The following is a 25,999-nucleotide window of genomic DNA, read 5'->3' as shown; positions in this document are numbered from 1 at the left end:
CTTGCCTCAAGATGAGATCTCACTGGAACCTTGAGTTCCCTAAAGGGCCGTCGAAGACTACGACGTTGATAGGTTGGGTGTGTAAGCGCTGTGAGGCGTTGAGCTAACCAATACTAATTGCCCGTGAGGCTTGACCATATAACACCCAAGCAATTTGCGTCGAATGACCAGATTGCGGTGACTGTGAAGATGACATGAACCGAAAGTTTGCGTCACGAACGAGACCTGAATTGACGATCACATACCCGATTTGCTGAAGCGCGCCGTACGGCACGATTCGGTACCCGAATTTCTTGACGACCATAGAGCATTGGAACCACCTGATCCCATCCCGAACTCAGTAGTGAAACGATGTATCGCCGATGGTAGTGTGGGGTTTCCCCATGTGAGAGTAGGTCATCGTCAAGATTGAATTCCAGAAACTCTCTTCGCTTACGCGTTGAGGGTTTTTGTTTGTCTGATGCCTGCAAAAAACAGCGTGAGAACACGTTATTCAACATGTACTTCCGATCGACAGGCACAAAAAAACCACCGGCAAGGTGGTTTTTTATTTTCAGGGCAATCAATCCCCGCGGTATTCACATCCGCTGGTGCACGTCTCGTGAATACGGACGGCCGACAGTTCCGGCAGCAGAGGTTTCAACTCATTCCAGATCCATTTCGCGAGGTTTTCGCTGGTTGGATTCTCCAGGCCCGGGATGTCATTCAGGTAGTTATGATCAAGGCGTTCGTACAGCGGTTTGAAAATCGCCTTGATTTCCGAAAAGTCCCGGATCCAGCCGGTATGCGGATCAACCTTTCCGGCCAGATGAATGCCGACACGAAACGAATGGCCGTGCAGACGTCCACACTTGTGCCCCTCTGGAACGTGGGGGAGGCGGTGTGCTGACTCGAAGGTAAATTCTTTGAAGATTTCCACTGTGTATTGGCCCCGGAAAAATGGCGATCGCTGACGCGATAAATGCAATCTGCGAGTTTAACAGCAATGGCCTGAAACTCCATGCAAGGGTGAACCTGTCAGAGTGTTTGATGGCACTAGGCCAGATCTATTCAGTTTGAGTTAAGTTGTACCGGTTAAGGTGGGCGCCATAGAAGCACCGATCGTTATGGATACCCTCTATGAAAACGCTGACTACCCTTCTGGCGGCCCTCACATTGGTTTTGACGTCCTGTTTCATTCAGGCGTACGGCGTCGACCCGCAGGAAGTGCTGCGCCTCAGTGATGCAGGTACGCTTCATTCGGCTGAGACACTAGATGCCAAAGCGCTGAGCAAACACCCCGATGCCAGTATTATCGGCACGCAGTTCAAGAACATATACGGCAGGTACGTTTACAATGTCGAGCTGCGTGACAAACAGGGTATTGAGTGGGTCCTCGAAATAGACGCCGCCACGGGCCAGGTCTACAGGAATCATCAGGATAACTAATGAATGTCGACAAGCGTCTCTGTGTCATCCTTGGTTTGAGCCTGACCTGCTCTTTTGTGTATGCCAGAGATCTGAATCAGGATGAAGCGCTCAGTTTGCGTCAGCGCGGGGTCATCCTGCCTCTTGAACAGTTCATCGAGCGCGCGATGGGCCTTCATCCGGGCTCTCGTCTGCTCGAGGCCGAGCTAGAGGAAAAGAATAATGTGTACGTGTATGAGTTTGAATTGCTGACCCCTGAGGGCGTTGTCCGCGAGCTCAAGTTCGATGCGCGTGATAGCCGATTGCTGAAAGACGAGGACGATGACTGATGCGCCTGCTACTGGTTGAAGACCATGTTCCCCTTGCCGATGAGCTGCTCGCTGCGCTGGGGCGTCAAGGCTACGCGGTCGACTGGCTGGCCGACGGGCGCGATGCGGTTCATCAAGGCGCAAGCGAGCCGTATGACCTGATCGTTCTGGATCTGGGGCTGCCTGGCATGCCAGGGCTTGAGGTTCTCCAGCAGTGGCGCAGCAAAGGTCTGGCGACCCCCGTGTTGATTCTGACCGCGCGCGGCTCCTGGTCAGAGCGCATAGAAGGCTTGAAGGCAGGTGCCGATGATTACCTGACCAAGCCTTTTCATCCTGAAGAACTGCAATTGCGTATTCAGGCATTGCTGCGACGTTCGCACGGGCTGGCCAACCAGCCCACGCTGGAATCCGCCGGTCTTAATCTGGATGAAGGCCGTCAATGCGTCAGCCGGGACGGCGTGGATATCCAGCTCACCTCGGCAGAGTTTCGTCTGCTGCGTTATTTCATGTTGCACCCTGGACAGATTCTCTCGAAAAGCCATCTGTCAGAGCATTTGTACGATGGCGAAAACGAGCGTGATTCCAATGTCATCGAAGTCCATGTCAATCACCTGAGGCGCAAGTTGGGCCGCGCAGTCGTCGAGACACGCCGCGGTCAGGGCTATCTGTACGGCGGAGCCGGCGGTTGAAATCCATACAGCGACGTCTGAGTCTGGGGCTGATCGCCGTCATGGTCGTTGTCGGTCTGGTGATGGCGCAGACCAGTCTCTGGCTGTTCGAAGTGGGCCTGCAGCGCTACCTGGAGTCAGGTCTGCGCAACGAGAGTGAAAACCTGCTGGTAGCGCTGGTGCGAGGTCCTGCCGGGCTGCAACTGGATGACCATCGCCTGTCCGGTGCCTATCAGCGTCCACTGTCCGGCCATTACTTCCGGATGGACTTGCCGCAGGGGCACTGGCGCTCCCGTTCCCTGTGGGATTTTGAGTTGCCCCAGCCCGGGGTAGGTTTGCATGCCAATCTTGAGCTCGGCAAGACCGGACAATCGCTGTTGATGCTGACCAGCGAATACCGCAAGTTCGGCAAAGAGGTTTCAATCACCGTCGCACAGGATTACACACCGGTCAGGGCGAGTTTTCGACTCATGCAGCAGATCGGGCTGGGACTTGGGCTGGCCGCGCTGATCCTGGTGCTGGTATTGCAACGCATCACCGTGCGAAGAGCGCTTCGCCCGCTTGAAACCGTTCGCGAGCAGATTTTTCAGCTCCAGCAGGGCCAGCGTTCACAACTGGACAACCAGGTTCCCCTCGAACTCGAGCCGCTGGTGGCGCAGATCAACCACTTGCTTGCGCATACCGAGGACAGCCTGAAACGCTCACGTAACGCACTGGGTAATCTGGGACATGCCTTGAAGACACCGCTCGCGGTCTTGCTCAGCCTGGCCCTCAGCGGACAATTGGACGCCAACCCTGGATTGCGCAGGACCTTGCAGGAGCAGCTGGAAAATATCCGCCTGCGTCTGGAGCGCGAGCTCAATCGCGCACGTCTCTCCGGTGACGCTCTACCGGGAGCCCGCTTCGATTGTGACGCCGAACTGCCCGGGCTTTTCTCCACGCTGGGCATGATCCATGGTGCTCATCTCCAATTGATCAACGATGTCGAGGCGGGCATGTACCTGCCGTGGGATCGGGAGGACATTCTCGAGCTGCTCGGCAACCTGCTGGACAATGCCTGCAAATGGGCCGACAGCGAGGTGCGTCTGGACATTCTCAGTCAGGATCAGGGCTTCTGCCTGTTGGTGGATGACGATGGACCCGGTATTCCGGAGGCGCAACGCGCAGAAGTGTTCAGCCGTGGCGCTCGTCTTGACGAGCAGATTACCGGCCACGGGCTGGGGCTGGGTATCGTGCGCGATATCGTCGAGGCATGGGGCGGTCAACTGCAACTGCAGGAGAGCCCGGTAGGTGGGCTTCGGGTACGCATCGACCTGCCCGAGCGGACTGCCCCCTAGGGCGTCAGCCAGTATCGTTCAGCGTCTTCATACAAAAGGCAGGACAGGTCTTAATGTCCATCGGAGAGTGCCGATAACCTGATTGGGCACCTCTGACTTATAAAAATAACCATAAGGCCAATCCTATGCGTCTCAGTCTGAAAGCCAAGGTTCTGTCGCTGGCAGTCCTGCCGGTTCTGATGTTTGCGCTGGTGATCAGCGCTACGACCGTATTCATGCTGCATCGGCAGGCCGAGCGAGAGGTCAGCGATACGCGAGAGCGCTTGCTCAACGAGGCCAAGGCAACGTTGCAAAACTACGTTGCTATCGCCATGACCGCCATCAAACCACTTTACGATGCCGCCGCGCCCGGCGACGACGCTGCGCGTGCCAACGCTATCAAGCTGCTTTCCTCGGTCAGTTACGGCAAGGATGGTTACATCTTTGGCTACGACTCTCAGGTGATCCGGATTTTCAGAAGCAACAGCCCTGACGGTGTGGGCAAAAGTTTTGCTGATGCCCGTGATGCGAACGGCGTCTATATCAATCGCGAGTTGGTGGCGGTCGGCAAGGCGGGCACCCACTATGTAATGTACTCGTCGGCCCTGCCTGGCAAGACTGAACCGGTCCCCAAGATCGGCTATACGGATTATCTGCCGAAATGGGATCTGGTCATCGGCTCTGCCGTCAATATCGATGGCATCGATGCTCAGGTTGCCGTGGTCAGGCAGGGTGTCGAGGCACGCTTGAAGGAGATGCTCTACAGCATTCTCGGCATTACCGTTCTGGTCCTGGTCATTATCGGCATCATCGGAATAGTGCTGACAGGCACTTTGCTGCGCCCGCTCGGCCTGATGAAAAACAGTCTGGATGACATCGCGGCAGGTGAAGGCGACCTGACTCGTCGGCTGGTGATTACCAGCAATGACGAGCTCGGTGATTTGGCAGGCTCGTTCAACAGGTTTGTCGACAAGATTCATGGCATGGTTCGTCAAATCAGTGAAATGACCGGGCAGCTCAATGGCCTGGTCGGCGAAGTCAGCTCGCAGGCACAGCGCTCGGAAACGGCCATGGACCGTCAGCGTCACGAAACCGATCAGGTGGCTACTGCAATCAATCAGATGTCGGCTGCTGCTCAAGAGGTTGCCAAGAGCGCGCAGGGTGCGTCCGTTGCTGCTCAGCAGACCGACGAGCAAGGGCGAGCCGCCAAGCGCGTGGTGGATGGCAGCATTCGGCAGATTCACGCGCTGGTGGATGACATCCGCAAAAGCGGCTCTTCATTGGATGTCTTGCAAAAGGATGTTTCTTCCATTGTCAGTGTGTTGGGCGTCATCCGCTCGATCGCCGAACAGACCAACCTGCTGGCACTCAATGCTGCCATCGAGGCCGCCAGGGCAGGGGAGGCAGGGCGCGGTTTTGCCGTGGTCGCCGACGAAGTACGGGCACTGGCCAGCCGGACACAGCAGAGCACGCAGGAGATCCAGGGCATGATCGACCGCTTGCAGCAGGGCACTCAGGAGGCGGTAACAGCCATGCGCCGTTCCAGCGAAGCAGGCGACGGCACCTCGGCGCAGGCCAACGAAGCCGGTACATCGCTGGTGAGCATCGGCGAGCTGATCGCGACCATCAATTCGATGAACGCGCAGATCGCCAGTGCCGCAGAAGAGCAGACGGCGGTTGCCGAGGAAATCAATCGCAGCGTCCATCAGATCGCGGGTGCAGTCGAGAGTGTCGCCGATGAAACCCGGCAAAGCGCCCAGACATCACGCAGCCTGGCCGAACTCGGCGCACGCCTGGACGGTCTGGTCGGTCAGTTCAGGGTCTGATACCTCTCCGGCAGGGGTGTAAACCCCTGCCACAGCCTGTACCCGGCATCGCCGTCATATTGCCGTCATGGAAGATGGCACTCGTGCGCTCGTGTGCTGACTAAGCTCTAGACCGGGCGCGATGCGCGGTCTAATGACATGGACAGGACATGAACGAAACCACGCTGCAATACAAAACCCTCATTCTGCTACTGGTACTGGTGACCATTGCCTTCATATGGATTCTGCTGCCGTTTTATGGCGCAGTGTTTTGGGCGGTCATCCTCGGGATCATCTTCGCGCCTGTGCAGCGCAAGTTGCAGATCAAGTTCAACTGGTCACGCAATCTCACCTCCCTGTGCACCCTGACGATCTGTCTGGTCATCGCGATTCTGCCGGTGATTGTGATCAGTGCCTTGCTGGTTCAGGAGGGCACCACGCTGTACAAGAACGTCGAGACCGGGCAACTGGATATTGCCGGCTATCTGGCCGAGTTCAAGGACCTGCTGCCGCACTCCATTCAGGCGCTGCTTGATCGTCTGGGCATGGGCGACCTGGAAGGGTTGCGCGACAAGATCGCCAAGGGTGCGATGCAGGGCAGTCAGTACCTGGCGACGCAGGCATTCAGCTTTGGGCAGGGCACATTCGACTTTGTCGTTAGCGTCTTCATCATGCTCTACCTGCTGTACTTTTTCCTGCGCGACGGACAGGAACTGGTGCGCAAGATCCGCACGGCCTTCCCGTTGGGCGAGCAGCAGAAGCGTCGTCTGCAGCTCAAGTTCACTCGAGTGGTACGTGCCACGGTCAAAGGCAACGTGGTGGTCGCGGTGACGCAAGGTGCGCTGGGTGGCTTCATCTTCTGGGTGCTGGACATCCCGAGTGCGCTGCTGTGGGCGGTGATCATGGCGTTCCTGTCGCTGTTGCCTGCGGTAGGGGCCGGGATTGTCTGGGCGCCAGTGGCGGTCTACTTCCTGCTCAGTGGCATGATCTGGCAAGGTGTAGTGCTGGGCTTGTTTGGCGTCTTCGTGATCGGTCTGGTGGATAACGTACTGCGCCCGATCCTGGTGGGCAAAGACACCAAAATGCCGGACTACCTGATCCTTATTTCCACGCTTGGCGGCATGTCGGTCTTTGGTCTGAACGGCTTTGTGATCGGACCTCTGGTGGCTGCGCTGTTCATCTCCAGTTGGGGATTGTTCAGCGGCTCCGGCTCCAAGAAACCCGTGAGACTGCCAGGCTGACATTGGCAGGTCGCGTGGTCGACACAGACCCGCGCATGCTCCCTGCCATTTATCAGGCAGGGAGCATGCGCGGTTTTTTTCATGAGAGCAGGTCTCATTCTGAGCTTTTTGCCGCGATCGCAGCCGAGTCCATGAAGGCGGCCAGATCGGTATTGAAGCGCGATGCTTCTTCCAGAAATGGCGCGTGGCCTGAGTTTTCGTACACCTTCGATTGAATTCGAGGATTGAGCTGCCGAGCGCGTGCGATGCTGGGCTGAAGGTTGACCAGTTCATCCTTGCCGCCATACAGCATCAATACCGGCACCTTTGCCTTGGGCAGGCCTTCGGCCACATCGACAGTCATTGCAGGCGTAGCACGGGTCATTGCCCACGATGCCATCGCAGCACTCGACACCAGCCGCTCGAAAGTCGGTGCGTCCGGTTGTGTGTGGAAGCACAGTCCGAGAAAGGTACGTACTGCATCAAGGTGGGTTTTCAGGTCCTCTGAACTCAGGCCGGCATATAGATGAGGGTGGGCTGTAATCAGGGCCGCGTTAAGCTCGATGACACCATCAACATACACAACGCCGCCGATCTTCGCGTCACCATAGGCGGCGAGGTAGTTGGACATGACCACGCCGCCCAATGACCAGCCGACCAATACCGGACGCTTGCTTGTGGTGGCTTCAAGTACCGCTGCCAGGTCGTCCGCATAGCGACGCCCGTTACGGTACGCCTCGACACTGTCGGGCTTGTCGGAAAGCCCGTGACCGCGCAGGTCATAGGTAATCATTCGGTAGCGCTGCAGTTGGGGACTGGCGATCTGCTTTTCCCAATTGAGGCGACTGCCCAGCAGACCGTGAATGAAAATCAGGGCCGGGCCGTTCGGATCGCCTGATTCCTGCACAGCGAGTTTGACGCCGTCAGGGGCTGTGACGGTGTAGTGTTTGTCTACTGCCAGGGCCAGTGACGATAGTCCGGTCAGCAGCGCAGCAAGCAAGGTATTGCGCAGCAGGTGAACGAAGCGAATGTGATTCATGAGGCTATTTCCACGCGGTAGAAGTGATGGGCGCACTGTAGGTCGATGACGCAGGACGGTCTATGACGTAAAATCCTGATAAATTGATTGATCGTCCTGAACTCGAAGTGGCCTCTCTCCATGCAAGCCCCGTCAAATGACCCCATCAGCGAGCTGCTGCTCGGTATGCGTCTTTTCGGCGTTCAATTCCGCAGGCTGGAAGTTGTGCCGCCTCTGGGTGTTGGCTTCACTAACGCAATCGGACGAGCGCAGTTTCATTTCGTCGGGCGTGGGCCGGTCTGGCTACGCAGCGCTGAGAGCGTTCTGTACAGGCTCGATACCGGCGACGCGGTTCTTATTCCGCGCGGTGGGCACCACGCTGTGTTGACGGCCGAAGACACGGCTGCAAGCGATGTACAGCTGTTTGATCCGTCTACCGGCATCAGCGATGGCGTTCACGATCGGGCTGATGCCGAGGAGGGCGGAGCGGTTGATCGGGCGATTATCTTCAGCTGTTGCATGGAGTTGGAACTGGGCGGCATGCAGCCGCTTGTTGCCGCCATGCCGGATGTCATGCAGGTCAGTACTCTGCTGGAAACGTGCCCCGAGCTGCGGCCCATGCTCGCGGCAATGGAGCGTGAAGCCTTGATGCTACAGGCCGGGCACGCAGGCATTCTGGCACGTCTTGCTGAAGTCGTGGCCGCGCTGCTGGTGCGTGGCTGGGTCGCGGGTGGCTGTGGGAATGCCACAGGCTGGCTCGGTGCTTTGCAAGACCCTCGGCTGAGTCGCGCCATCGTCATGATGCACCAGCGTCCAGGTAGACGCTGGACGGTGGCCACGCTTGCCCATGAGGCCAGGCATTCCCGCTCTGTGTTCGCACAGCGCTTTCTCGAGGCAACGGGTATGCCGCCATTGCAGTACCTGACGGAGCTGAGAATGCGCCTGGCGTTTCACCGCCTGAGCCGCGAACACTGTTCTCTGGAGGCTGTTGCCAGTCAACTGGGTTACGGTTCATTGGCCGCCTTCAGCCGTGCATTCAAAAGAACGGTGGGCCTATCCCCAGGCGCTGTTCGTGCCGCGAAAAGCGTTTCCGGGTAGCCGTTCCAACCTTTTTTGGAGACAAAAAAAAGCCCTGCTCAAGAGCAGGGCTTTGCGTTTGCGCAGGATCAGCCTGCTACGTGCAGACCGGCATTGACCACCAGATCGAGCAGCGGTTGCGGGTAAACACCCAGCACGAAGGTCAGGATCGCAACGGCCAGCAGCATCACACCACCTGTGCGCTGAGCCCAGTTGATGGCTGCGTCGTGGCGAGGAAGCTTGTTGTCGACCAGATACATGGTGACCATCACACGCAGGTAATAGAACACGCCGATGGCGCTACCGATGACCAACGCCCCGATCAGCCACCACAGCTGCGATTCGACACCGGTGGCGATGATATAGAACTTGCCGATGAAACCAGCGGTAAGCGGGATACCTGCCAGCGACAGCATCATCAGGGTCATGACTGCCGTCAGGTAAGGGCGACGCCAGAACAGACCGCGGTATTCGAACATCGCGTCGGCATCACGTCCGCTGTAAGGCGAAGACATCATGGTGATCACGCCGAAGCTGCCCAGCGAGGTCAGGACGTAAGTTGCCAGATAGACACCAATCGCCTCGACCGCCATGCCTTTGCTGGCCACCAGCGCAATCATCAGGTAACCGAAGTGAGCGATGGAGGAGTAGCCCAGTAGACGCTTGAGGTTGGTCTGAGTCAGCGCAAGCAGGTTGCCGACCAGGATCGACGCTACGGCGATGACTGCCAGTACGTCATGCAGGACACCGCTGCTGGCTGCCGGTGAAATCTGGAACAGACGCACCAGTACCGCAAATACCGCCACCTTGCTGGCGGTTGCCAGGAAGGCCGCGACCGGCGCAGGGGCGCCTTCGTAAACGTCCGGGGTCCACAGGTGGAAAGGTACCAGTGACAACTTGAAGGCCAGGCCGACGACCATCATGCCCAGACCCAGGCTGGCAATCGGGCTCGGCATACCGGTCGCTGCGATGGCCTTGCCGATACCGTCGAAGCTCAGCGAACCTGCCTCTGCGTACAGCAGCGCCATACCGAAGAGCAGGAACGCGGACCCTGCGGCCGACAGGACCATGTACTTGATGCCGCCTTCCAGCGAGCGCTTGTTGAAGAAGGCATAAGCCACCAGCCCGTAGACCGGCACCGACAGCAGTTCCAGGCCGATGAACAGGCCCGCCAGATGCTGAGCGCTGACCAGCACCAGCCCACCGGCCGCTGCCAGCAGGATCAGCAGGTAAAGCTCTTCGCGATTGCCCGGATACCCGGCCTTGCCGTCACCCAGATAGGCGTGCGCCATGGTCACGCAAGCAAGGGTAGAGGCGAGGATGATCGCCATGTACAGGCAGGCAAAGTTGTCGATATGCAGCAGTGGCGTCACGACCAGAGGGGCAACTTTCAATGCTGGATAGATCGACAGCAGGGCCAGGTTGAGGCCTGCTACCGAAAGCAGGAACGTTTGCGAGTGATTGCGGCGCCATGCGATCGCCAGCATCACCACGACAATGGTGAGGCTGGTGATCAGCAGTGGCGCAAGCGCAATAAAGTGTTGAATCGTCAGGTCCATAGCGCTCTTACCGGGCCGAAGCGAGTTGAGTGAAGGCAGTGCCTAGCCATTGCTGCACGCCGTGCATGGTCGCTGCCGAAGTGTCGAGGAACGGCTGCGGGAACACCCCGAGCACGACCAGCAACACGGCAAGGCCCAGCACCATGATCATTTCCCGTCCGTCCATGCCCTTCAGAACCTCGTCGGACTTCGACGGGCCGAAGTAGGCGCGGTGGATCATGATCAGCGAGTAGACAGAACCAAATACCAGACCGGAGGTGGCGATCGCCGTGATCCATGGTGAGCTGGCGAAGCTGCCCAGCAGAATCAGGAACTCGCCGACGAAATTGCCAGTGCCCGGCAGACCCAGAGAGGCCGCGGCAAAGAACAGGCTGATGGCCGGGATGTAAGCGATGCGTGACCACAGGCCGCCCATCTCACGCATGTCGCGGGTGTGCAGGCGCTCGTACAGCTGACCACTGAGAATGAACAGTGCCGCAGCCGACAGACCGTGGGCGATCATCTGGATCAGTACGCCTTGCAGCGCTTGCTGGCTGCCCGAGTAGATACCGATCAGTACGAAGCCCATGTGCGAAACGCTGGAGAACGCGATCAGGCGCTTGATGTCAGTCTGGGCAAATGCCAGGAATGCGCCGTAGAAGATACCGACCAGCCCCAGCGTCATGGCAATCGGTGCGAACTCGGCCGATGCGTTGGGGAACAGCGGCAGGGCAAAGCGCAGCAGGCCGTAAGCCGCCGTCTTCAGCAGGATACCCGCCAGGTCAACGGAGCCTGCAGTCGGTGCCTGGGCATGCGCATCCGGCAGCCAGGAGTGCAACGGCACCACCGGCAGCTTGACGGCGAAGGCAATGAAGAAGCCCAGCATCAGGATGTACTCGGTGCCCGGTGCCAGTTTGGTCTTCAGCAGGTCAGCGTAGGCAAAGGTGATCACGCCGGTCTGATTGAAGTGCACCAGCACCAGACCCAGGATCGCCACCAGCATGATCAGGCCGCTGGCCTGAGTGAAGATGAAGAACTTGGTGGCTGCGTAGATACGGGTTTTCTTCCCATCCGAAGAACTGTGACCCCAGAGCGCGATGAGGAAATACATCGGCACCAGCATCATTTCCCAGAAGAAGAAGAACATGAACAGGTCGATGGCCAGGAACACGCCGACGACACCGCCCAGGATCCACATCAGGTTAAGGTGGAAGAAACCGACCTTGCGCTGGATTTCCTTCCACGAGCACAGCACCGACAGCACACCCAGAAGGCCGGTCAGCAGGATCATCAGCAGCGACAGGCCATCGAGTGCCAGATGCACGTCGATGCCGAAGCGGGTGATCCACGGATGGTGGAATTCCAGGGTCCAGGTCGGATCGGCACCCGGCACCGGCGCGTAGCCGAAGTTGCCGGTAGCCCACAGCCAGAGGCCGAGAACCAGTTCCAGGGTCATTGTCAGCAACGCAATCCAGCGCGGCAGGGTAGAGCCGAAGCGCTCACCCAGCCAGCACAGCAGGCCGCCGATGAAGGGGATCAGGATTAGCCAGGGCAGAATCATGACGGGCTCAATTCCTTTCGCAAATTCGCAAGGTTCATATCAGATCGCAACCAGAACGACGGCACCGAGTACCAGAACGGCACCCACGGCGATCGAGGCAGCATACCAACGCAACTGGCCGGTCTCGGTGCGGCTCATGGTGTCATGACCGCCTTTGACCAGACGTGGGATCAAGCCGATGGTGCGGTCGAACGGATCACTACGCAGTACATGGCTGATTGCCAGATACGGCTTGACGAACAGCTTGTCGTAGATCCAGTCGAAGCCCCATGCCGCGAACCACCAGGCCGAGAGGAAACGGCCCGGAGCGCTGTTGGCGATAGCCGTCGCCAGGCGGCGCTTGCCGAGGAACAGCAATGCTGCCAGCAGGATACCGGCCAGCGCGATGGCGCCGGAGGCGATCTCCAGGCTGTGCTTGGCTTCGCCACCGGCATGGCCGACGCTCTGCGGCAGCACACCGGCCAGGGGCGGAGTGATCCACGCGCCGATGAACGTCGACAGTACGATCAGCACCGACAGTGGCAGCCAGTGAGCGATACCGTGACCTGCGTGTGCTTCGGTCTTGGCTTCACCGTGGAACGCGATGAAGATCAGACGGAAGGTGTACAGCGACGTCATGAACGCGCCCACCAGACCGGCATACAACAAGCCATTGTTACCGCTGGCAAATGCTTCCCAGAGAATTTCGTCCTTGGAGTAGAAGCCCGCCGTCAGCAGCGGCAGGGCGGAAAGAGCAGCGCCACCGACGATGAAGCTGGCGTAGGCCAATGGCAGTTTCTTCCACAGGCCGCCCATCTTGAAGATGTTCTGCTCGTGGTGGCAGGCAACGATCACCGCACCGGAAGCAAGGAACAGCAGCGCCTTGAAGAAGGCGTGGGTCATCAGGTGGAAGATCGCGCCTTCCCAGGCGCCAACGCCCAGTGCCAGGAACATGTAACCGATCTGGCTCATGGTCGAGTAGGCGAGGATACGCTTGATGTCGGTCTGCACCAGTGCGGCGAACCCCGCCAGAACCAGCGTGACGCCGCCGACAATGCCGACCAGATGCAGGATGTCAGGTGCCAGTGCGAACAGGCCATGAGTACGCGCAATCAGGTAGACGCCCGCCGTGACCATGGTCGCTGCGTGGATCAGCGCCGAAACCGGAGTAGGACCGGCCATCGCATCCGCCAGCCAGGTTTGCAGTGGCAGCTGTGCAGATTTACCGACCGCACCGCCCAACAGCATCAACGTCGCCAGCACGATCCAGAAATCGCCGACCTTGAAGTGTTCCGGCGCCCGGACCAGCAGTTCCTGCACATTAAGCGTGCCCAATTGCTGGAACAGGATGAACAAGCCGATAGCCATGAACACGTCACCGATACGGGTGACGATGAACGCTTTGAGGGCTGCGTTGCCGTTGTTGCGGTTGCTGTAATAGAAACCGATCAACAGGTAGCTGCACAGGCCCACGCCTTCCCAACCGAAGTAGATGAACAGCAGGTTGTCGCCCAGGATCAGGAACAGCATGCTGGCAATGAACAGGTTGGTGTAGGAGAAGAAGCGCGAGTAGCCCGCTTCACCGCGCATGTACCAGGACGCGAACAGGTGGATCAGGAAGCCGACACCAACCACGACGCCCAGCATCGTGACGGACAGCCCGTCCAGATACAGCGCGAAGTTGGGCTGGAAGCCATCGACGTCCATCCAGCGCCACAGCACCTGCGTGTAGTGACCGCCTTCAGGTGGTGCCACGTTGAACTGCCAGATGACCCAGGCCGTGACGATGGCTGAAAGGCCGATGGAGCCGACACCGATCAGCGCAGCGAGGTTTTCCGAGATGCGTCCACGGGAGAACGACAGCAGCAGAAAGCCGATGAGGGGGAATACGAAAGTCAGAAAGAGAAGGTTCATCCGCGCATCTCGCTGGCAGCATCGATATCGAGAGTGTGGAAGCGGCGATACAGTTGCATCAGGATCGCCAGGCCGATACTGGCCTCGGCTGCCGCAAGGCTGATCACCAGGATGAACATCACCTGCCCGTCCGGTTGCCCCCAACGGCTGCCGGCCACAACGAACGCCAGTGCAGCGGCGTTCATCATGATTTCCAGGCTCATCAACACGAAGAGAATGTTACGGCGCACCATCAGGCCGACCAGACCCAGGCAGAACAGGACCCCGGCGACCGCCAGACCGTGCTCAAGAGGGATAGCATTCATTGGCTTGGCTCCTTGGCCTCGTTGCGGCCCAGATGGAAGGCCGTGATGGCTGCTGCAAGCAACAGCATCGAGGCGAGTTCCACCACCAGCAGATAGGGCCCGAACAGGCTGATGCCGACTGCCTTGGCGTCGACCGTGGTGTGACCGACACCAGCGCCGGTCGGGTTGGCGAACAGCACATACAGCAACTCGGCCAGCAACAGCGCGCCGAGAATGACCGGGCCGATCCAGATGCCGGGTTTTAGCCAGGCACGTTCCTGCTGAACCGAGGCCGGGCCGAGGTTCAGCATCATCACCACAAACACGAACAGGACCATGATTGCGCCCGCGTAGGCAATGACTTCCAGCACGCCGGCGAACGGAGCGCCGAGGCTGAAGAACGTCATTGCTACGGCGATCAGCGAGATGATCAGGTAGAGCAGGGCGTGCACCGGATTCGTGTTGGTGATCACCCGCAGGGTGGACACAACAGCGATACCGGATGCGAAGTAGAAAGCGAATTCCATCTTTACTTCCTTAAGGCAGCAAGCTCTTGACGTTGATCGGCTCGGCTTCGTTCTGTGCGGAGCCCTTGGGCTTGCCGCCGATGGCCATACCGGCAACGCGATAGAAGTTGTAGTCAGGGTTCTTGCCGGGTCCGGAGATCAGCAGGTCTTCCTTCTCGTACACAAGGTCCTGACGCTTGAAGTCGGCCATCTCGAAGTCCGGCGTGAGCTGGATCGCGGTTGTCGGGCAGGCTTCTTCGCACAGGCCGCAGAAGATGCAGCGCGAAAAGTTGATGCGGAAGAAGTCGGGGTACCAGCGTCCGTCCTCTGTTTCGGCCTTCTGCAGCGAAATGCAGCCGACGGGGCAGGCTACTGCACACAGGTTGCATGCCACGCAGCGCTCTTCACCATCGGGGTCGCGGGTCAGGACGATGCGGCCGCGATAGCGGGGCGGAAGATAAACCTGCTCTTCGGGGTATTGCAGGGTGTCGCGCTTGCGAAAGCCGTGGCCGAAGACCATGACCAGGCTGCGCAACTGAGTACCCGTACCCTTAACGATGTCACCAATATATTTGAACATGGGTCAAATCCTCACTGAACCGAGCCTGCCGGTGTGTTCAACAACACAATCGCAGCAGTCACCAGCAAATTGATCAGGGTCAGCGGCAAACAGAACTTCCAGCTGAAATCCATGACCTGGTCATAACGCGGGCGCGGGATGGAGGCGCGCAGCAGGATGAACAGCATGATGAAAAACGCGGTTTTCAAGGCGAACCAGAAGAATGCCAGCGATGGCAGAATGTCGAACGGGCCGTGCCAGCCACCGAAGAACAGCGTCACCAGCAGCGCCGAGATCAAGATGATCCCGATGTATTCGCCCACGAAGAACATGCCCCATTTCATGCCGGCATATTCAATGTGGTAGCCGTCAGCCAGTTCCTGCTCGGCTTCCGGTTGGTCGAAAGGATGGCGGTGAGTGACCGCGACGCCAGCGATGAAGAACGTACAGAAGCCGAAGAACTGCGGAATGATGAACCACAGGTTCTGCGCCTGATATTCAACAATGTCGCGCATATTGAACGAGCCGACCTGAACCACGATGCCCATCAGCGCAAGGCCCATGAACACTTCGTAGGACACGGTTTGTGCCGAAGCACGCAGGCTGCCCAGCAGGGCGAACTTGTTGTTGCTCGACCAGCCGGCGAACAGCACCGCATATACGGACAGACCGGCCATGGCGAAGAAGAACAACAGGCCGATGTTCAGATCCGCGACGCCCCAGGTCGGGGTGATCGGGATGACCGCAAAGGCGATCAGCAGGGCACTCATGGCAACCACCGGCGCCAGGGTGAAGATCACCTTGTCGGCGAACGGTGGGGTCCAGTCTTCCTTGAAGAACATCTTCAGCATGTCGGCTGCGATCTGGAACATGCCGAACGGACCCACACGGTTCGGACCATAACGGTCCTGCCACCAGCCCAGCAGACGACGTTCGATGAAGCTCAGCAGGGCACCACAAACCACGACCGCCAGCAACACCACAATGGCCTTGACCACTGCAATGATTGCGTCGATCACATCAGGGGTAAACCAGGTCATTGCGCTACCTCCTGCAGACCGTCAACGGATTTGCCGAAGAGTGCTGGCGGAATGCCAGGCAGTCCTGCCGGCAATGCCACAAGGCCCGCGCCCAGTTCTTCGCTGATGCGCAACGGCAAGGTCAGCGTTTCACCGCCGATGCTCAAGGAGAGCAGGGCACCGTCGTTGACGCCGAGACGATCGGCTTCGGACTTGGCCACTGCGACATAGGCCTGCGGGATGCGTTCCTGAACCGGCGCGGCCAGAGACGAGGTTTCGTCGCTGCCAAACAGGTGGAAGAACGGCACGACCTGCCAGGTGCCGCGCTCTGGCGAGAACGCACGTGGCACGCTGGAGAACCAGGACAGACCATCGCCCTGGCTTTCGATCAGGCGAGTGCCCGGGTCGCCGGCGCGCAAGTGACCGCCGACTTCGTCCTGAAACTTGTTCCAGGCCTGCGGCGAGTTCCAGCCCGGCGACCAGGCGAATGGCACCTGCTGACGAGGCTCGGCCGAGCCCGAGTAGCCTTCCATGGAGAAGGAGAACGCTGTGTCGATGTCTTGCGAGGTGCGCGGCTCATGCACGCTGATGTTGGCTCGCATCGCGGTACGGCCGCTATAACGCAGCGGTTCGCGAGCCAGTTTCAGGCCCTTGATGCGGAACGACGCAGACGGCGCGGCGTTGACGATACCCGCCAGTTGCGGGGTGCTGCTGGCGCAGGCCTCGGTGACGTGGTCGAGTTGCGTCCAGTCAACCGGCTTGTTCAGCAAGGTGGCACGCAGGGCATGCAACCAGCGCCAGCCTTCGTGGACCAGAATGCTCGCATCCAGATAGGTCGGATCGAAGACCTGGAAGAAGCGTTGGGCACGGCCTTCCTGGCTGACCAGTGTGCCGTCGCCTTCGGCGAAGCTGGCAGCTGGCAGGATAAGGTGGGCGCGGTCGCTGGTCGGGGTTTTCTGATGGTCAGCGACGATCACGACCTTCGCAGCGCTCAGTGCGGCGTCGACGATCTTGGCGTCCACACGACGATACAAATCGTTTTCCAGCACCACGATGGCGTCGGCCTTGCCGGAGATCACCGCTTGCAGCGCGGCATCTACGGACTCGCCGCCGAACATCGCCAGGCCCATGCTGTTGGCTTCAGGCACGATCAGGCTGATGGAACCCTGCTTGTCGCGCAGCTTCAAGGCCTTGGCGATGTTGGCAGCAGCTTCGATCAGCGCTGTCGAACCCAGCGAACTGCCGGAAATGATCAGCGGTCGTTTGGCAGCCAGCAGCGCATCGGCAATGCGTTGCGCCAGTTCCAGCGCCTCGCTGTCCAGACCATCGACGGCAGGTGCGCTGGCGTCCAGGGCATGAGCCACGGCAAAACCGATACGCGCCAGATCATCGGGCGCTGCATGTACGCATTCTTCTGCAACATCGTCGAGACGGGTTTCGGCGAGGCTGGCGATGAACAGCGGATTGAGCTCGTGCTGACCGATGTTCTTCACGGCCGCGTCGAGCCACGGCTGGACTTTCATCGCCGCAGCCATGTCTTCAGCCTTGCCTTTGACGGCTTGGCGCAAGCCCAGAGCCATACGTGCCGCCGTCTGGGTCAGGTCCTCGCCGAGGACGAAGATGGCATCGTGATCTTCGATGTCGCGCAGGGTCGGGATCGGCAGCGGGCTGTCGTTCAGGACCTTGAGGATGAGTCTGATACGCTCCAGCTCACCGGCTTCGATACCGCTATAGAAATGCTCGGCCCCCACCAGCTCACGCAACGCATAGTTGCTTTCGAGGCTGGCGCGAGGAGAGCCGATACCGACGATGTTACGGCCGCGCAGCAGGTCCGCCGCCTTGTCCAGCGCCTCGTCCAGGCTCAGTTTGACCTGGCCGTCGACAAGCAATGGTTGGCGCGGGCGATCCTTGCGATTGACGTAACCGTAGCCGAAACGCCCGCGGTCGCAGAGGAAGTACTGGTTGACCGAGCCATTGTAACGGTTTTCGATGCGGCGCAATTCACCGTAGCGTTCACCCGGGCTGATGTTGCAGCCGCTGGAGCAACCGTGGCAGATGCTTGGTGAGAACTGCATGTCCCACTTGCGGTTGTAGCGCTCGGAGTGGGTCTTGTCCGTGAACACACCGGTCGGGCAGACCTCGGTGAGGTTGCCGGAGAACTCGCTTTCCAGCGTGCCGTCTTCAACGCGACCGAAGTACACGTTGTCATGGGCACCGTAGACGCCCAGGTCGGTGCCGCCCGCGTAGTCTTTATAAAAGCGTACACAGCGATAACAGGCGATGCAGCGGTTCATCTCGTGCGCGATGAAAGGCCCCAGCTCCTGATTCTGGTGGGTACGTTTGGTGAAGCGATAACGGCGCTCGTTGTGGCCGGTCATCACGGTCATGTCCTGCAGGTGGCAGTGACCACCTTCCTCGCAGACCGGGCAGTCATGCGGGTGGTTGGTCATCAGCCATTCGACGACACTGGCCCGGAAGGCCTTGGACTCATCGTCTTCGATGGAAATCCAGGTGTTGTCGGTAGCTGGCGTCATGCAGGACATGACGATACGACCGCGTGTGTCGTTCTCGTCGGTGTACTGCTTGACCGCGCACTGGCGACAGGCGCCGACGCTGCCAAGGGCAGGGTGCCAGCAGAAATAAGGGATATCGAGGCCCAGCGACAGACATGCCTGTAACAGGTTGTCTGCACCATCGACTTCGAGCGCTTTGCCGTCTACGTGAATAGTAGCCATGGTTCAAAGGTCTTCGTTGGCCCGTTGTCAGCGGGCGTGGCTAATGGAATCTCGGTAGTACCCGTATCGTTCAGCCCGGAGGGCGTCAGCAGGTACGAGGACGGCAGCCCGAACAGCCGCCGACCGTTGTGTCTTGTTATGCGCCGACCACTGTCGGACTTTTGCCCGGAACGAGCGTGGCTGCGCTGGCTGGCGCGATACCGGCTTCGAACTCTGAGCGGAAATACTTGATCGCACTGCCCAAGGGTTCAACGGCGCCCGGTGCATGGGCACAGAAGGTCTTGCCAGGGCCGAGGAAATTGACCAGACCCAGCAGGGTCTCGATATCACCCGGCTGACCCTGACCGTTCTCGATGGCGCGAAGCATTTTCACGCTCCATGGCAAACCGTCGCGGCATGGCGTGCAGAAGCCGCAGGACTCCTGAGCGAAAAACTCTTCCATGTTGCGCAGCAGCGAGACCATGTTGACCGAATCGTCGACCGCCATCGCCAGACCCGTACCCATCCGGGTGCCGACCTTGGCGATACCGCCTGCATACATCTGGGCGTCCAGATGCTCAGGCAGCAGGAACCCCGTACCGGCGCCTCCGGGTTGCCAGCACTTGAGCTTGAAGCCATCGCGCATGCCGCCGGCGTAGTCTTCGAACAGTTCGCGAGCCTGTACGCCGAAAGGCAGCTCCCACAAACCGGGGTTTTTGACCTTGCCGGAGAAGCCCATCAGCTTGGTACCGTGGTCTTCACTGCCTTCGCGAGCCAGCGACTTGTACCAGTCGTTGCCGTTGTTGACGATGGCAGGCACGTTGCACAGGGTCTCGACGTTGTTCACACAGGTCGGCTTGCCCCAAACGCCTACTGCAGCAGGGAAGGGCGGCTTGGAGCGCGGGTTGGCGCGGCGGCCTTCCAGCGAGTTGATCAGTGCGGTTTCTTCACCGCAAATGTAGCGACCGGCACCGGTGTGCACGAACAGTTCGAAGTCGAACCCGGTGCCGAGAATGTTCTTGCCCAGCAAACCGGCGGCCTTGGCTTCCGCCACTGCGCGATTGAGGTGCTTGGCCGCAGTGACGTATTCGCCGCGCAGGAAGATATAGCCGCGATAGGCTTTCAGCGCGCGGGCACTGATCAGCATGCCCTCGACCAGCAGATGGGGCAGTTGCTCCATCAGCATGCGGTCTTTCCAGGTGTTGGGCTCCATCTCGTCCGCGTTGCACAGCAGGTAGCGGATGTTCATGGATTCGTCTTTGGGCATCAGGCCCCATTTCACACCGGTGGGGAAGCCTGCGCCACCGCGGCCCTTGAGGCCCGAGTCCTTGACCGACTGGACGATATCGTCAGGCGCCTGTTGCGTCAGCGCCTTGCGCGCTGCGGCATAGCCGTCCTTGGCCTGGTACTCGTCGAGCCAGACCGGTTCGCCGTCGTCGCGCAGACGCCAGGTCAGCGGATGGGTTTCTGCCGTGCGCGCAATGCGGTTGGCAGGGCCGAAGGAAGTGATGGTCATAGGTAACCCTCCAGCATCTTGGCAACGCCAGCAGGCTGTACATCGCCGAAAGTGTCGTCGTCGACCATCACGGCCGGCGCCTTGTCACAGTTGCCGAGGCAGCAGACCGGCAGCAGTGTGAAACGACCGTCGGCGGTGGTCTGACCCAGGCCGATGCCCAGTGAGCTCTTGATCTCGTCGACCACGTTTTCGTGGCCGCCGATGAAGCACACCATGCTGTTGCAGACGCGAATGATGTGACGCCCGACCGGCTGGCGAAAGATCTGGCTGTAGAAGGTGGCAACGCCTTCGACGTCGCTGGCGGGAATGCCCAGCAGGTCGCCGATCGCGTAAATCGCGCCGTCGGGCACCCAGCCACGTTCCTTCTGAACAATTTTCAGGGCTTCGATGGACGCCGCGCGCGGGTCCTCGTAGTGATGCATCTCATGCTCGATGGCCGAGCGCTCGGTTTCGCTCAGCGCGAAACGGTCTGTCTGGATTAGCGGGCTATTCATGCTTAGCGGTCCACGTCGGCCATAACGAAATCGATACTACCCAGGTACGCGATCAAGTCCGCGACCATGCTGCCTTTGATCACCGAAGGGATCTGCTGCAGGTGCGGGTAACTCGGGGTGCGGATCCGGGTACGGTAGCTCATGGTGCCGCCGTCGCTCGTCAGGTAATAGCTGTTGATACCCTTGGTCGCTTCGATCATCTGGAAGGACTCGTTGGCCGGCATGACCGGGCCCCACGAAACCTGCAGGAAGTGCGTGATCAGGGTTTCGATGTGCTGCAGGGTGCGCTCTTTCGGCGGCGGCGTGGTCAGCGGGTGATCCGCCTTGTACGGGCCTTCCGGCATGTTGCGCATGCACTGGTCGATGATCTTGATGCTCTGGCGCATCTCTTCGACGCGGACCATGCAGCGGTCATAGGCATCGCCATTGGCGGCCAGCGGCACTTCGAATTCGAAGTTCTCGTAGCCCGAGTAAGGGCGCGCCTTGCGCAGGTCGAAATCGCAACCGGTGGAGCGCAGGCCTGCACCGGTGACGCCCCATTCGAGGGCTTCCTTGGTGTTGTAGGCGGCGACGCCGACGGTACGACCCTTGAGAATGCTGTTCTGCAGGGCAGCCTTGGTGTATTCGTCCAGGCGCTTGGGCAGCCAGTCGACGAAGTCCTTGACCAGTTTTTCCCAGCCACGCGGCAGGTCGTGAGCGACCCCGCCGATGCGGTACCAGGCAGGGTGCAGACGGAAGCCGGTAATCGCTTCGATCACGGTGTAGGCTTTCTGGCGGTCGGTGAACGTGAAGAACACCGGTGTCATGGCGCCCACGTCCTGAATGTAGGTACCCAGGAACAGCAGGTGGCTGGTGATACGGAAGAACTCGGCCATCATGATGCGGATGACGTCGACCTTTTCCGGCACCTTGATGCCTGCCAGCTTCTCTACCGAGAGCACATAAGGCAGGTTGTTCATCACCCCGCCCAGGTAATCGATACGGTCGGTGTAGGGAATGAAGCTGTGCCAGGACTGGCGTTCGGCCATTTTCTCGGCACCACGGTGGTGGTAGCCGATGTCCGGAACGCAGTCGACGATCTCTTCGCCGTCCAGTTGCAGAATGATACGGAACGCGCCGTGAGCAGAAGGGTGGTTCGGCCCCAGGTTGAGGAACATGTAGTCCTCGTTGGCGCCAGAGCGTTTCATGCCCCAGTCTTCCGGACGGAAGCGTGCGGCTTCCTCTTCCAGTTGCTGTTTGGCGAGGGTCAGGCTGTACGGGTCGAATTCCGTTGCACGGGCAGGGAAGTCCTTGCGCAGCGGATGACCTTCCCAGGTCGGCGGCATCATGATGCGGCTCAGGTGCGGGTGGCCTGGGAAGTCGATGCCGAACATGTCCCACACTTCACGCTCGTACCAGTTGGCGTTCGGCCAGATGCTGGTAATCGTCGGTACGCTCAGGTCGCTTTCGGAAAGCGCTACCTTGATCATCACGTCGCTGTTTCGCTCGATCGACAGCAGGTGATAGAACACGGTGAAGTCTGCACCGGGCAGACCACGACGGTTTGTGCGCAGACGCTCGTCCACGCCATGCAGGTCATAGAGCATGGAGTAGGGCTTGGGCACGTTGCGCAGGAACGTCAGGATTTCAAACAGTCGGGCGCGCTCGACCCACAGCACGGGCATGCCGGTGCGAGTCGGCTGGGCAGTGAAAGCCTCGGCACCAAAACGGTTGTTCAGTTCAACGACGACATCTTGGTCGTCAGCCTTGTAAGGCGGGATGTACAGAGCGTTGTCTGCAGTCATAGGTCTCAATCACTTCGGTCAACGTACAGAATCAACCCCGGTTCTTGTCTTTTTTATAAGAAGAACGGGCTGGATCAGACTTCGTCGGGGCTGCGCAGGTTGGTCACCTGAATACGCTGTTCGCGGCGCTGTTCCTTTTGCGATGGCATCTCGGCGCGATACACGCCTTGATCGCCAACGACCCAGGAAAGAGGGCGACGCTCCTTGCCGATGGATTCCTGCAACAGCATCAAGCCTTGCAGAAACGCTTCGGGGCGGGGCGGGCAGCCGGGCACGTAGACATCCACGGGAAGGAATTTGTCCACCCCCTGGACCACTGAGTAGATGTCGTACATGCCACCGGAGTTGGCACACGAACCCATGGAAATGACCCACTTGGGTTCGAGCATTTGCTCGTAGAGACGCTGGATGATCGGCGCCATCTTGATGAAGCAGGTACCGGCAATGACCATGAAATCCGCCTGTCGTGGCGACGCCCGGATCACTTCAGCGCCAAAGCGCGCGATGTCGTGGGGTGCCGTGAAGGCGGTGGTCATTTCCACATAGCAGCACGACAGGCCGAAGTTGTAGGGCCACAGGGAGTTTTTACGTCCCCAGTTGACCGCACCGTTCAGCACGTCTTCCAGCTTGCCCATGTAGATGTTTTTGTGGACTTGATCTTCTAACGGATCGGAAACGGTTTCCCGTTTGCCGATGGGGTACTGCTCGTTAGGAGCGTCCGGGTCGATCCTGGTGAGATTATATTGCATCGCCAAAGCCTCATTGTTTCAGCTTCGCTTGCCGATTACGGCGACCTTCAGGAGCCCAGTCAAGAGCACCAACCCGCCATAGGTAGACAAGACCTGCCAACAGAATTGCTATGAAAACGAGAGCTTCGACGAATCCGGTCCAGCCGCTTTCGCGGACGGACACAGACCAGGCAAAGAGAAAGAGGGCTTCAATGTCAAAGATCACGAAAAGCATCGCGACCAGATAGAATTTTGCGGAGAGACGCAGGCGCGCACTGCCGGTAGGCAGCATGCCGGATTCGAAAGGTTCGTTCTTGCTGCGGCCCCAGGCCTTGCTTCCGAGCAGGCTGGAGAGACCGAGCATGAAGGCGCAAAGGCCGACAACACCCAAAAGGAAAATGGCGAAGCCCCAGTTATGGGCAATCAGACCTGTCGATTCGGGCATGCTGTCAGTCCTTGTTAGAGAGCAAAGGTCTCTGTGCTTGATAAAGAGTCGAGGCAGTGACGAAATGTCGCAGTGCGGTCAACGGATTGATTTTATGTGCAAACAGTTGGCAAGTAAATTTTCTACATCAAATTTATTTACGGAATTAATTGCCCAAGGCCTTTCAGGGAGGCTGCAGGGCCTGCCGGGCGGGCATCAGCGGGGATTTCGTTAATTATGTTTCTTGACCGAGAAAAGCAGGAAAACGCAATTTGAATGATAATTAATATCATTTGAAGTGGTCTTGATAGTTCAGCGTTCGGTAGTCGGCGCATAGTGGGTAACGGTACTGATTATAAAGTACGCCTTTTGTAGCATTCGCCCGGCAACTGCATATTGTCCGAAATCAATACCGGCACCTTCTGACACAAAAGACAGACCGCCCTGACGGACGGCCTGTGTTTTCAACGCGTTGCGCGGTGTATCAGTGGAATTGCTCTTCTTCGGTCGAGCCGGTGAGTGCGGTTACCGACGATACGCCGCCCTGAATCACGGTCGTCATGTCGTCGAAATAGCCGGTACCCACTTCCTGCTGGTGAGCCACGAAGGTATAACCCTTGGCAGCGTCGGCGAATTCCTGTTCCTGCAGCTTCACGTAGGCGGTCATGTCGTTGCGGGCGTAGTCATGCGCCAGATTGAACATGCTGTGCCACATGTTGTGAATGCCTGCCAGGGTAATGAACTGGTGCTTGTACCCCATCGCCGACAGCTCGCGCTGAAATTTGGCAATGGTTGCGTCGTCGAGGTTTTTCTTCCAGTTGAAGGACGGCGAGCAGTTGTAGGACAGCAACTGATCCGGGTATTCCTTTTTGATTGCCTCGGCGAAGCGGCGTGCCTCGTCCAGATCCGGCCTGGCGGTTTCGCACCAGATCAGATCGGCGTAGGGCGCGTACGCCAGACCGCGTGCGATGGCCTGATCGAGGCCGGCGCGAACCTTGTAGAACCCCTCATGGGTACGTTCGCCGGTCACGAATGGCTTGTCGTACGGATCGCAATCGGATGTCAGCAAGTCGGCAGCGTTGGCATCAGTCCGGGCCAGAATGATGGTCGGTACACCGGCCACGTCGGCGGCCAGGCGTGCAGCGACCAGTTTCTGTATGGCTTCCTGAGTCGGGACCAGCACTTTGCCGCCCATGTGGCCACATTTCTTCACTGAAGCCAGTTGATCTTCGAAGTGCACCCCGGCGGCACCGGCCTCGATCATGTTTTTCATCAGCTCATAGGCATTGAGTACACCGCCGAATCCGGCTTCCGCGTCTGCCACGATCGGAGCGAAGTAGTCGATGTAGCCTTCGTCGCCCGGCGCCTTGCCGGCTTTCCACTGGATCTGATCGGCACGGCGGAACGAGTTGTTGATGCGCTTGACCACGGTAGGCACCGAGTCAACCGGGTACAGCGACTGATCCGGGTACATGGACTCGGCAGAGTTGTTGTCGGCGGCGACCTGCCAGCCGGAAAGGTAGATGGCCTGAATGCCGGCCTTGACCTGCTGCACAGCCTGGCCACCGGTGAGGGCGCCCATGCAATTGACGAAATCCTTGTCCGGCCGAAAGGACGGTTTGGCACCCTGGGTCACCAGGTTCCACAGCTTGTCCGCGCCCAGCCGTGCAAAGGTGTGTTCGGGTTGAACCGAGCCGCGCAGGCGGACCACATCTGCAGCGGAATAAGTACGGGTCACGTTTTTCCAGCGCGGATTTTCAGCCCAGTCTTTCTCGAGAGCCGCTATTTGTTGTTCGCGTGTCAGTGCCATGGTGATAAACCTCTAGAAGTAGGTCTCGTTGGAAAGTCCTGCTCCGCCAAAACGCCTCGTTTATCGAAGGCACGGTAGATGGCTGCTCGCTGATCCGGGGTTTTGCCTGAAGCCGCACGTTATGAGTGGCGCGACGGGTGAATGAGGTGCTCGAGGGGAGAGCGGGCGTCCGGACATGAGGCTGTCAGGTGGACAGTCGGGCCTGCAGTGGCGTTGTGCATCACCGTCGGCCTTGCCGGGTTACCGTTTACGCTTCCGTCCCTCGGGACAACTTCGTTCCAGTCGCAACCTCGTCAAACTGCCTTGTGGGCGATGCGGACACGAATCGGCTCTGCGGGTGTGTGAGAGCG

General features: G+C 59.1%; 23 protein-coding genes, 2 rRNA genes and 1 pseudogene. 10 read left to right on the top strand and 16 right to left on the bottom strand.

Annotated elements, in window-relative coordinates; genetic code table 11:
• Together BT119_RS15120 and rrf are read left to right on the top strand one after the other, a co-directional pair.
• Nucleotides 1–138, top strand: a 23S ribosomal RNA gene (locus BT119_RS15120); the annotation flags it as partial.
• 154 nt (nucleotides 139–292) lie between these two features.
• Nucleotides 293–408 (top strand): 5S ribosomal RNA (rrf, locus tag BT119_RS15115).
• 154 nt (nucleotides 409–562) lie between these two features.
• Here the strand turns inward: rrf and queD are convergent.
• Nucleotides 563–919 carry a 6-carboxytetrahydropterin synthase QueD gene (gene queD / locus BT119_RS15110; RefSeq protein ID WP_003317991.1) on the bottom strand — a complete coding sequence of 119 codons (357 nt, stop codon included), beginning with the start codon at nucleotides 917–919 and terminating at the stop codon, nucleotides 563–565.
• A 200-nt stretch (nucleotides 920–1,119) separates the two neighbouring features.
• Here queD and BT119_RS15100 point away from each other — a divergent pair, with 200 nt between their 5' ends.
• The 7 genes and pseudogenes from BT119_RS15100 to BT119_RS15075 all read left to right on the top strand — a co-directional run bounded on the left by BT119_RS15100 (nucleotide 1,120) and on the right by BT119_RS15075 (nucleotide 6,745).
• Nucleotides 1,120–1,428 (top strand): PepSY domain-containing protein, encoded by a 309-nt coding sequence (locus BT119_RS15100; RefSeq protein WP_003371699.1) that lies wholly within the window; start codon nucleotides 1,120–1,122, stop codon nucleotides 1,426–1,428.
• Nucleotides 1,428–1,736: a PepSY domain-containing protein gene (locus tag BT119_RS15095; protein WP_003317989.1), complete on the top strand. Its 309-nt coding sequence runs from the start codon at nucleotides 1,428–1,430 to the stop codon at nucleotides 1,734–1,736. Before BT119_RS15100 ends, BT119_RS15095 begins: the two co-directional genes overlap by 1 nt.
• Complete coding sequence (locus BT119_RS15090) at nucleotides 1,736–2,404, top strand: response regulator transcription factor (RefSeq protein ID WP_003349419.1); 669 nt, start codon at nucleotides 1,736–1,738, stop codon at nucleotides 2,402–2,404. Before BT119_RS15095 ends, BT119_RS15090 begins: the two co-directional genes overlap by 1 nt.
• Nucleotides 2,401–3,720: a sensor histidine kinase gene (locus BT119_RS15085; RefSeq protein WP_072366216.1), complete on the top strand. Its 1,320-nt coding sequence runs from the start codon at nucleotides 2,401–2,403 to the stop codon at nucleotides 3,718–3,720. The genes BT119_RS15090 and BT119_RS15085 overlap by 4 nt, the downstream gene beginning before the upstream one ends.
• 125 nt (nucleotides 3,721–3,845) lie before the next feature.
• A pseudogene (locus BT119_RS27890) lies at nucleotides 3,846–4,667 on the top strand (cache domain-containing protein); the annotation flags it as partial.
• 15 nt (nucleotides 4,668–4,682) lie between these two features.
• Nucleotides 4,683–5,525 carry a methyl-accepting chemotaxis protein gene (locus BT119_RS27885; protein WP_371123454.1) on the top strand — a complete coding sequence of 281 codons (843 nt, stop codon included), beginning with the start codon at nucleotides 4,683–4,685 and terminating at the stop codon, nucleotides 5,523–5,525.
• 149 nt (nucleotides 5,526–5,674) lie between these two features.
• The gene (locus BT119_RS15075; protein ID WP_003371712.1) at nucleotides 5,675–6,745 is read left to right on the top strand and encodes an AI-2E family transporter; all 1,071 of its coding nucleotides are present in this window, start codon (nucleotides 5,675–5,677) and stop codon (nucleotides 6,743–6,745) included.
• Between the two features lie 94 nt (nucleotides 6,746–6,839).
• Here BT119_RS15075 and BT119_RS15070 read toward each other — a convergent pair whose 3' ends face one another.
• Complete coding sequence (locus BT119_RS15070; protein WP_065349560.1) at nucleotides 6,840–7,763, bottom strand: alpha/beta fold hydrolase; 924 nt, start codon at nucleotides 7,761–7,763, stop codon at nucleotides 6,840–6,842.
• A gap of 120 nt (nucleotides 7,764–7,883) precedes the next feature.
• On the opposite strand from BT119_RS15070, the gene BT119_RS15065 reads away from it, so the two are divergent.
• Nucleotides 7,884–8,840, top strand: a complete 957-nt coding sequence (locus BT119_RS15065) for an AraC family transcriptional regulator (protein ID WP_072366214.1) — start codon at nucleotides 7,884–7,886, stop codon at nucleotides 8,838–8,840.
• 68 nt (nucleotides 8,841–8,908) lie between these two features.
• Here the strand turns inward: BT119_RS15065 and nuoN are convergent, their stop codons facing one another.
• From nuoN to aceA, 14 genes are all read right to left on the bottom strand, one after another.
• A complete protein-coding gene (gene nuoN / locus BT119_RS15060) occupies nucleotides 8,909–10,378 on the bottom strand; it encodes an NADH-quinone oxidoreductase subunit NuoN (protein WP_003371717.1) in 1,470 nt (489 codons plus the stop codon).
• A gap of 7 nt (nucleotides 10,379–10,385) precedes the next feature.
• Nucleotides 10,386–11,918, bottom strand: a complete 1,533-nt coding sequence (gene nuoM, locus BT119_RS15055; RefSeq protein WP_002554022.1) for an NADH-quinone oxidoreductase subunit M — start codon at nucleotides 11,916–11,918, stop codon at nucleotides 10,386–10,388.
• A 39-nt stretch (nucleotides 11,919–11,957) separates the two neighbouring features.
• Nucleotides 11,958–13,811 (bottom strand): NADH-quinone oxidoreductase subunit L, encoded by a 1,854-nt coding sequence (nuoL, locus tag BT119_RS15050; protein WP_024663375.1) that lies wholly within the window; start codon nucleotides 13,809–13,811, stop codon nucleotides 11,958–11,960.
• Nucleotides 13,808–14,116: an NADH-quinone oxidoreductase subunit NuoK gene (gene nuoK, locus BT119_RS15045; RefSeq protein WP_003317980.1), complete on the bottom strand. Its 309-nt coding sequence runs from the start codon at nucleotides 14,114–14,116 to the stop codon at nucleotides 13,808–13,810. Before nuoK ends, nuoL begins: the two co-directional genes overlap by 4 nt.
• Complete coding sequence (gene nuoJ, locus BT119_RS15040; RefSeq protein WP_003317979.1) at nucleotides 14,113–14,622, bottom strand: NADH-quinone oxidoreductase subunit J; 510 nt, start codon at nucleotides 14,620–14,622, stop codon at nucleotides 14,113–14,115. Before nuoJ ends, nuoK begins: the two co-directional genes overlap by 4 nt.
• Before the next feature lie 10 nt (nucleotides 14,623–14,632).
• Entirely contained in the window at nucleotides 14,633–15,181 is a 549-nt protein-coding gene (nuoI, locus tag BT119_RS15035; protein WP_002554018.1) for an NADH-quinone oxidoreductase subunit NuoI, read from the bottom strand.
• A gap of 11 nt (nucleotides 15,182–15,192) precedes the next feature.
• The gene (gene nuoH, locus BT119_RS15030) at nucleotides 15,193–16,200 is read right to left on the bottom strand and encodes an NADH-quinone oxidoreductase subunit NuoH (protein WP_003371726.1); all 1,008 of its coding nucleotides are present in this window, start codon (nucleotides 16,198–16,200) and stop codon (nucleotides 15,193–15,195) included.
• Nucleotides 16,197–18,914: an NADH-quinone oxidoreductase subunit NuoG gene (gene nuoG / locus BT119_RS15025; protein ID WP_054081088.1), complete on the bottom strand. Its 2,718-nt coding sequence runs from the start codon at nucleotides 18,912–18,914 to the stop codon at nucleotides 16,197–16,199. Before nuoG ends, nuoH begins: the two co-directional genes overlap by 4 nt.
• Before the next feature lie 136 nt (nucleotides 18,915–19,050).
• A complete protein-coding gene (nuoF, locus tag BT119_RS15020) occupies nucleotides 19,051–20,409 on the bottom strand; it encodes an NADH-quinone oxidoreductase subunit NuoF (RefSeq protein WP_003436020.1) in 1,359 nt (452 codons plus the stop codon).
• A complete protein-coding gene (gene nuoE, locus BT119_RS15015) occupies nucleotides 20,406–20,903 on the bottom strand; it encodes an NADH-quinone oxidoreductase subunit NuoE (RefSeq protein ID WP_002554014.1) in 498 nt (165 codons plus the stop codon). Before nuoE ends, nuoF begins: the two co-directional genes overlap by 4 nt.
• A gap of 2 nt (nucleotides 20,904–20,905) precedes the next feature.
• Nucleotides 20,906–22,687 carry an NADH-quinone oxidoreductase subunit C/D gene (nuoC, locus tag BT119_RS15010; protein WP_002554013.1) on the bottom strand — a complete coding sequence of 594 codons (1,782 nt, stop codon included), beginning with the start codon at nucleotides 22,685–22,687 and terminating at the stop codon, nucleotides 20,906–20,908.
• 74 nt (nucleotides 22,688–22,761) lie between these two features.
• Entirely contained in the window at nucleotides 22,762–23,436 is a 675-nt protein-coding gene (locus BT119_RS15005) for a NuoB/complex I 20 kDa subunit family protein (protein WP_002554012.1), read from the bottom strand.
• A gap of 10 nt (nucleotides 23,437–23,446) precedes the next feature.
• Nucleotides 23,447–23,860 (bottom strand): NADH-quinone oxidoreductase subunit A, encoded by a 414-nt coding sequence (locus BT119_RS15000; protein WP_002554011.1) that lies wholly within the window; start codon nucleotides 23,858–23,860, stop codon nucleotides 23,447–23,449.
• 463 nt (nucleotides 23,861–24,323) lie between these two features.
• Entirely contained in the window at nucleotides 24,324–25,649 is a 1,326-nt protein-coding gene (gene aceA / locus BT119_RS14995; protein ID WP_058396340.1) for an isocitrate lyase, read from the bottom strand.
• Nucleotides 25,650–25,999: the final 350 nt, after the last annotated feature.

Origin of the sequence: Pseudomonas sp. NFACC10-1, assembly GCF_900119195.1 — a bacterium.
Taxonomy (GTDB): Bacteria; Pseudomonadota; Gammaproteobacteria; order Pseudomonadales; family Pseudomonadaceae; genus Aquipseudomonas; species Aquipseudomonas cerasi.
The sequence above is the reverse complement of the archived record's forward strand: the minus strand, read 5'-3'. Positions and strand labels throughout refer to the sequence as shown.